The organism is Bradyrhizobium ganzhouense, from assembly GCF_049949285.1.
In the GTDB taxonomy this organism is placed as follows: Bacteria; Pseudomonadota; Alphaproteobacteria; order Rhizobiales; family Xanthobacteraceae; genus Bradyrhizobium; species Bradyrhizobium ganzhouense.
In genome coordinates this window covers 3389792-3396942 of sequence record NZ_CP181318.1, presented here as the reverse complement: position 1 = coordinate 3396942, position 7151 = coordinate 3389792, and the positions used below count along the sequence as shown (strand labels likewise).

Annotated in this window: 6 protein-coding genes; 3 read left to right on the top strand and 3 right to left on the bottom strand. The window is 63.4% G+C overall.

Features of this window, described 5'->3' with window-relative positions; translation table 11 throughout:
• Nucleotides 1-13: 13 nt before the first annotated feature.
• The gene (locus tag ACLFLU_RS15475; protein WP_426413027.1) at nt 14-763 is read right to left on the bottom strand and encodes a hypothetical protein; all 750 of its coding nucleotides are present in this window, start codon (nt 761-763) and stop codon (nt 14-16) included.
• A gap of 292 nt (nt 764-1055) precedes the next feature.
• Between ACLFLU_RS15475 and ACLFLU_RS15470 the strand changes: the two genes are divergently transcribed.
• Both ACLFLU_RS15470 and ACLFLU_RS15465 read left to right on the top strand, forming a co-directional pair.
• Nucleotides 1056-2099 carry an ABC transporter substrate-binding protein gene (locus tag ACLFLU_RS15470; protein ID WP_426413026.1) on the top strand — a complete coding sequence of 348 codons (1044 nt, stop codon included), beginning with the start codon at nt 1056-1058 and terminating at the stop codon, nt 2097-2099.
• Nucleotides 2096-4789 (top strand): ATP-binding protein, encoded by a 2694-nt coding sequence (locus ACLFLU_RS15465; RefSeq protein ID WP_426413025.1) that lies wholly within the window; start codon nt 2096-2098, stop codon nt 4787-4789. Before ACLFLU_RS15470 ends, ACLFLU_RS15465 begins: the two co-directional genes overlap by 4 nt.
• Nucleotides 4790-4867: 78 nt before the next feature.
• Here ACLFLU_RS15465 and ACLFLU_RS15460 read toward each other — a convergent pair whose 3' ends face one another.
• Nucleotides 4868-5689, bottom strand: a complete 822-nt coding sequence (locus ACLFLU_RS15460; RefSeq protein ID WP_426413024.1) for an alpha/beta fold hydrolase — start codon at nt 5687-5689, stop codon at nt 4868-4870.
• Between the two features lie 181 nt (nt 5690-5870).
• Nucleotides 5871-6779: a LysR family transcriptional regulator gene (locus ACLFLU_RS15455; RefSeq protein ID WP_426413023.1), complete on the bottom strand. Its 909-nt coding sequence runs from the start codon at nt 6777-6779 to the stop codon at nt 5871-5873.
• Nucleotides 6780-6877: 98 nt separating this feature from the next.
• On the opposite strand from ACLFLU_RS15455, the gene ACLFLU_RS15450 reads away from it, so the two are divergent.
• On the top strand, nt 6878-7111 hold the full coding sequence (locus ACLFLU_RS15450; RefSeq protein WP_426413022.1) for a hypothetical protein: 234 nt from the start codon (nt 6878-6880) through the stop codon (nt 7109-7111).
• Nucleotides 7112-7151: the final 40 nt, after the last annotated feature.

Sequence of the window (7151 nt, the reverse complement as noted above, 5' to 3'; positions counted from 1 at the left end):
AGACGGCCCGTGATCAGAACTGGCCGGGCGGAAGCTTGAAGACGTCAGGGCTCTTGGCGTCGGCGACGTAGAACAGCAGCAGGCTCGTCGGCGTGAGCACACGCTGGTTGTTGTCCTTGTTCTCGAAGGTGCCCTGCAGCAGCAGGATCACCGAGTGATCCTTGGCGTCGCTGCCGCGGAACATCACGATGCCGCCGTTGACGGGCATGTTGACCGCGATGGAGTCGGGCTTGAAGCCCTCGCTGAGGAAGTGCGCGCGCAGGATGTTGGCATTGGAGAACAGCTTCTCCGCCGTCATGGCCGCATCGGTCCCCTTGGACCAGACCGCGCCGATCTGGATCAGCGACTTGGATTTGTAGCCGAACACATAGGAGAGCTCGGCGGTGCCGCCGTTCGGCAGCAGATCCGGAACGGAGAGCAGCACGCTGTGGGTCAGCTCGGACGGATTGTCCTGCGACTTGATCGCGTCGGCCTTCGGGGTGAAATCCTTGGCCATTGCCCCGCGCACGTCGGCCTCGTTCATGCCGAACTTGGCGGAGCGGAAACCGTCGATCGTCTTGATCTTGTCGTCGGCGGGAGCGCTCTCGCTCGAGGCTGCCGGTGCCGCAGCGGCTGGGGCTGCGGCGGCTGGCGAGGCGCCTGCCGCAACCGCCTTTGGCGCCGCCGCGGCCTTCTGCTTGGGAGCGCCTTGGGCCATCAGGGGCCCGGCTGCAACGATGGTGAGAAGGCCAACCAAGGCCGGGACGAGGTAGATTTTGCGCATCGTGAACCTTCGAAATCAAACCTGAAACAACGACTCAAAAATCGGCAGTTCGTTAATCGGCTTCCGCGAAACGCCGTCTCAACCGGGACGGAAATATTGCAACGCACAAGGCCTTACAAAGCGTCACGGAGCAGACAAAGCTCGAAACGGCGATTCCCAAGGCGCGTACCAATACGGTATCGGACTGCCGAAGGCTGCGAATGAGCATTCATAAGCGCATTTTTTCATCAATTGTGGTCGCCAGGCTTTCGCGTTATGCACACGGTCAGGGACAACTTTTGCGAAACATTTCATGACTGAGCGGCCAGCTCCTGCCCGCGTTGTGCCGGCGGTCGCCCGCCGCGATTTCATTCGCCTTGCGGGCGCAACTGCCGCGGGCTGCTTTGCGCTTGGCGCAACGTCCGATCGGATGCGAATCGTCGCCTCGATCACCAGCCTGTCGCTCGACGACGAGCTGACCAGGCGAAGCATGACCGAAAGCACGACCACGCGCCTCGGTGCGCTGTTCGCGGGCCTGAGGCAGCGTGGCTGGGTCGAAGGGGTCAATTACCGTTTCGAGATCCGCTCGAGTTTCGGCGGACCGGACAAGATGAAGGCCGCGATCGCGGACCTCATCGACCTCAAGCCGGATGTCATCCTCACCGGCTCGACCATCGAAACCGCAGCCGTCATGGCCGCCACCAAGACCATCCCGATCATTTTCGCGACATCCAACGACCCTGTCGGCAATGGCTTCGTTCAAAGCCTCGCTCATCCCGGCGGCAACGTCACGGGCTTCACCAGCAGCACCCCCGAGATGGGCGGCAAATGGCTTCAGCTGGTCAGGGAGGCCGTGCCGGATATCAAGCGCGTCGGCGTCCTGTTCAATCCGGCGAGCACGCCTGGCGCCGGGCGCTTCTACCTTGACTCCGTCGAGCAGGAGGCCGCGGCCGCAGGCGTGACCGTGGTGCTTACGCCGATCAGCACGGCCGCCGAAATCGACGGCGCGATCGGCCGTTTCGCCGAGCCGCCGAAGGCGGCGATGATCTCGCTCGTCGACAGCTTTCTGGTGGCGAACCGGCAGGCGATCGTCACCACCGCCGCGAAATATCGCGTGCCGATGATCTATCCGTTCCACTACTTCATGGATGCCGGCGGGCTGATGAGCTACGGGCCGACGCTGGAGGTGCGCTCGGCCGATTATGTCGATCTCATCCTGCGCGGCACCAAGGCCGGCGATCTGCCGGTGCAATCGCCGCGGAAATACGAGCTCCTGATCAACCGCACCGTTGCCACCTCGCTCGGGCTGACGATCCCGTTCACGCTGCTCGTGCGCGCCGACGAGATTCGCGAGTGAACGAGACGGCCGACCAGGGACATTTGCGGGCGCCTCCGGGCCGGCTGTTTCGCAAATATCTCTACTCGATCGTCACCCTCGCCTTTGCCGCGCTCGCCATCAACACCGGCTTCGACGTCTGGTTCTCCTATCGCGAGCAGAAGCAGCTTCTCGCCGCGACCCAGCGCGAGCAGGCCGCAAGCGCGGCCATTCAGATCGGCCAGTTCGTCGGCCAGATCGAAAACCAGATCAGATGGCTCGCCCGCCTGCCCGCAGAACTCTCGACCAACGAAGACGAGCGCCTGAACGCCATCCGCCTGATGCGCCTCTCGCCCGCGATCGCCGAATTGACCGAGCTCGATGCGCAGGGCCGCGAGCACGTGCGCGTGTCGCGCCGCGTGGCGGACAGGGTCGGCAGCAACGCCGATCACTCCTCCTCTGCCGCCTTCCGCGGCGCCAATGAACGCCTGGCCTATTACGGGCCGGTCTACTTCTTCGGCGACACCGAGCCGTTCATGACGATCGCCACCCGCGGTGTCGGCCGCGAGCCCAACGTGGTCATCGCCGAGGTCAATCTGCGCTTCATCTGGGACCTCGTCGCCGGGATCAGGGTCGGCAACACCGGCAAGGCCTATGTGGTCGATCGCCTGGGCGTGCTGATCGCGCATCCCGATTTGTGGCCGGCGCTCCGCCGCAGCGATCTCTCCGGGCATCCGGACGTACGCGCCGCCCTCGACGGCGTCGGGCCGCCCTCCGGCGGCCTGATCAAAGAGGATTTTTCGGGGCAACGCGTGCTGTCGACCTATGCCACGGTCCCCTCGCTCGGCTGGCTGGTGTTCGTCGAGCTTCCGCTCAGCGAAGCCTACGTACCGATCTACGCCTCGATCGGACGGTCGACGTTTCTGCTGATCGCGCTCCTGGCCATCGCCACCCTGGTGTCGCTCTGGCTCAGCCGGCGCATGACCGTGCCAATCCAGATGCTGACGCAGGGTGCGCGGCGGATCGAGAGTGGCGATCTCGGATTGCGGCTCGCGATCAGGACGGGTGACGAGCTCGAGGCGCTCGGCGACCAGTTCAACCGGATGGCGGCGCATCTGCGCGAATCCTATGCGACGCTGGAGCGGAAGGTCATCGAACGGACCTCCGAGCTCGAGAAGGCGCGCGATCACGCCCTTGCCGAGCACGATGCGGCCGAGCGCGCACGCAGCGTCGCGGTCGCGGCCAACGAAACCAAATCGCGCTTCCTCGCCGTGGTCAGCCACGAGCTGCGCACGCCGCTCAACGGCGTCATGGGCGTGCTGCAGCTGCTCGACGACGGCCGCCTCGGCGAGGTCCAGCGCCGCCACCTCGCGACCGCCGCAGCCTCAGGCGAGACGCTGATCGCGCTGGTCGACGCCATTCTCGAATATGCCCGCCTCGAGGCGAGCGCTGAGGTGCTGGAGACGCGCGACTTCCGTCTCGACCAGCTGATCGAGACCGCGGCCGATCTGATGCGGCCGCAAGCCTTCGGCAAGGGATTGAGCTTCGACCTCGACTGCGATGCGACGGTCAGCACCTCCGTGCACGGCGATCCCGTCAGGCTCAACCGCATCCTGCTCAACCTGATCGGCAACGCCATCAAGTTCACCCCGAGCGGCGGTATCTCGCTGAGCGCGACAGCCGAGCGGCGTGACGATCATGCGCTGCTTCGCCTCGTCGTTCGTGACACCGGCATCGGCATCGCGCCCGACATGCACGAGCGGATTTTTGAGGACTTCGTGCAGGCAGACGACAGCATTGCGCGGCGGTTCGGCGGCACCGGGCTCGGACTGGCGATCGCGCGCCGCCTCACCCGGCTGATGCGCGGCGAGCTGACGGTGGAGAGCACGCCGGGCAAAGGCAGCGTGTTCACGCTGCTCGTTCCGCTTCGTGACGCCGCCAGCGGCATCGCGCAAGGCGCGCCGTCACCGCCATCGCGGCAGCGCCGCGTGCTGCTGGTCGATGACGACCCCGTCAATTGCGAGGTCGGCGAAGCCATTTTGAACCGGCTCGGCCACCATTCCGCGATCGCAAGGAATGGCGCTGAAGCGGTCGCGATCGCCGGCAACCAGGCATTCGACATCATCCTGATGGATCTGCACATGCCCGACATGGATGGCGTGGAGGCAGCCGCGCGCATTCGGCAGCTTCCGCTGCAGCCGATGCCGCGGATCATCGTCGTGACCGCCGATGTGTCGCGCAGCACCCGCGAGCGGCTCGCAGCCGCCGGAATCACCAGGGTCGTCAGCAAGCCCATCCTGATCAACGCGCTTCGCGAGGCGATCGAGGATGAGCCCGCGGATGGCGCGACCGACGCACCGCTTGCGCCCAGCACATTGATCGACCGGCACTTTCTCGACGACCAGAAGGAGTTGCTGGGACCGACGCAAATCGCGAAGCTCCATCATCTACTGCAGGAGACCAGCGAAAAACTGATCGCCGATATCACTGCGGCCGCCGCGGCCGGCGACCACAGGCAGCTCGCGCGATCCGCGCACCAGCTCGGCAGCGCGGCAAGCGCGCTGGGCCTCGTCCGCCTGTTCGAGCGCTGCCGTGACATCGAGCTGACAGCGCCAACGATGCCGATCGCCGAGTGCCAGGATGCAGCGCGCGAGCTGGCCGCACTTCGCGCGGCGTCGATGAGCGCGCTGGACGACCTGCTCGCGCCGGCCGAGCAGCGTTCGGTCAGCTAGGGCGTGGACTCATAGGCGCGAGAAGGCAGACATGACGCACTCTGGCGGTCAGGACCTTACGTTATAGGGAGGTCGATCTCACGCGGCCTGCAGTATCAACTCGCTCAAGCGGTCCGGTGCATCGAGCATGGCCATGTGCCCAACGTCCGGCAGTTCGAACGTGGCCCAGGACTTGTCGTTCTTGCAGTCCGCCAGTGCCTTATCAAAGGGCGGCAGTGGATATTTTGGGAGGCGAATGTATGTCTTCTTCGGCACCTTTTGGAGCGCCCCGGAAACCTTGATCGGCTGGAGGTAGGCGCCGACTGGATGCGGAGTAGCTTTTGACTCGACGAATGCTCGATCTCGCTCGGCAACGATGGCATCGCTCGAAATCTTCGCCAATCCGCGAACGCCAGGTTCGCCCTTGTCGATAGCCGCCTGTATTGCTTTGCGAACCGCCTCGGCTGCAGTGTCCGCTGCCTTTTGTCCGTCGGCTGGAATGAAGGCATCAAGCCATACAACCGAGGAGACGCGATCGCCGATGCTTTCGAGTGCGCCCGAACCCACATAGCCTGCTAAGGACCACGGCACAAGGCAGACGTTCTCGAGACTTTCCCATTTGATCAGGTTGACGACGTCGGCGATGTGGGTGTCCAGATTGACGTCCTTGCTCAGCAAATGCGAGCGCTCGCCTAACCCCGTGAGTGACGGAGCGAACACTTTGTGGCCGTCGTGTTCGAGGCGGTCAGTGACCCGGCGCCATATCCAGCCACCGCAAAAGGCCCCGCTGACAAAGACGAAGGTCTTTCGCGCGGATTGCGCGCGGGCGTCCCCGATCACGCCGGAGGTCGCTGCTGCCGCGAGACCACCTGCTGCACCACTGCGAAGCATACGACGGCGAGTAATGTGGAATGTTGTCACGACACGTACCCCCTCTGTTGCGCAATCCGCAGTCATAGAAAGATGCCACCAAAGTGACAAGGTGGGTCTGTCGCGGCGCGCCGCCCACATCAGACAAGGAAAGCTGGGGGATGGCCGCCTCAGGCCCGAAGCGGACTCGACCTCCCACGTCAGGCACGACTGACCGCCAACCTCGCCAATCTCACGATCTAAGTTCTTTGGCCGCCTTCTTAACCAGCTGCAGAAAATTGCGGACCACGGCGGAGCGATTCCCTCGGCGCGATCCGAGGCTCAATTGAACTGTCGGGACATTGGGGCCCGCGATTCTCCGATAAAGTAGGCCTTCCATATGCGTTCGCTGCATTGACGCCGGAACCAGCGCAATCCCAAGCCCGACCGCGACCAGACCGAGACACGAGGTAATCCCGGGAGCCTGCTGTCCGACGCGTGGACTGAAGCCTGCCCCGCGACATGCCGCGATCGTCGCATCGTACATGCCTGTACCCGGCGGGCCAAAAAGAATGAATGTTTCTCGGGCCAGCTGCTTCATCGAAAGAGACTTCTCCCCATTGGTTCGGATGAGTTGGTGTCCTTCGGGCACCGCGACCATCATTGGTTCATCCAGCAAAGGGATGATGGCGAGGTGCTCTGGATCAACTCGTGATGTTCGAATGAAAGCGACGTCCATTTGCTCATCACGCAAGCGATCCATCATCTCCGTACTAAGGCGTTCCTCGAGGGTCAGGGACACAAGAGGAAATGCTTCGCGGAACCTGCGGATGACCTGCGGCACGAACGGATGAAACGGTCCGGTGGGCATCACGCCTACACTGATCCGTCCTCGTTCGCCTCGCGCCACGCTTCGTGTTGCATCGAACGCGTGCTGGAGGTTGGCCAACAAGGTCCGGGCTTCATCGAGAAAGGCGCGACCCGCATCCGTCAGTTCGACACCACGGGCCGTTCGGTAAAACAGCTGCACGTCCAGTTCGCGCTCAATCGCCTTGATCTGCCGGCTGAGGGGCGGCTGCTGCATATCGAGCCGCTCGGCGGCCCGCGTGATGTGCCCCTCCTCGGCTACAGCAATGAAATAGCGAAGTTGCTTGAACTCCATGGTCATACTCAAAAGGTATGAATTTCGTCGTTCTCATATCATAGACCAACTATTCCGAAAAGGTTTATTGGGTGGTTGTCCTCCTCCAGAGATCGGAGATGATGATGACTCCAGGGTCAAAAGCGACGGATCGCCGCTCGAACTTGACTATTGGGTTCCTGATGGCGCTGCAGACTGCGGTCAGGCGTTGGCGCACGGCGTACTCGATCTGGCAAACCCGGCGCATGACGATCAAAGACTCCAAGAGCTTGCGACGCTCCTGCGATGACGCGGCAGCCCAGGCGTCGGACATGGCCGAATGTTTGCAATCTCTGTTCCCCGGCGGATTTTGAGGTGCGCCATGCCAAGCAAGCGGGTCGTCTTATGGCGTCC